The sequence below is a fragment of the Massilia sp. CT11-108 genome, assembly GCF_047302915.1.
GTDB lineage: Bacteria > Pseudomonadota > Gammaproteobacteria > Burkholderiales > Burkholderiaceae_D > Telluria > Telluria orientalis.
On the sequence record NZ_JBKYMO010001526.1, the window covers coordinates 1 to 271 of the forward strand.

Genomic DNA, 271 nt, shown 5'->3' on the forward strand with positions numbered 1-271 from the left:
TCGCGGTTGCGTGGGGGTCGGGTGCGCCGGACGGGTCCGGCCGGAGGCGCCGGCTCGAGGGCTTGTGGGGGTGCGATCGATGGAGTGGTCACTCGGCGTTCCTCATGGCGATGCGGTAGTAGGCGATGGAGATGACGCCCGCGACGACGGCGAGCAGCACGGTGACGGCCGCGGCGGAGCCGAAGTCGTTGTTCACGAACGCCTCGCGCATGGCGAGCATGGTCGGCACGTAGGAGATGTTGACGGAGTCCGCGATGACGCGCATGACCTG

1 protein-coding gene is annotated in these 271 nt (G+C 69.0%); it reads right to left on the minus strand.

The genetic code is table 11. The features are described from left to right. Positions 1-88 precede the first annotated feature (88 nt). On the minus strand, positions 89-271 hold a 183-nt coding region (locus ACEN88_RS35505), incomplete at its 5' end, for a hypothetical protein (protein WP_413347094.1).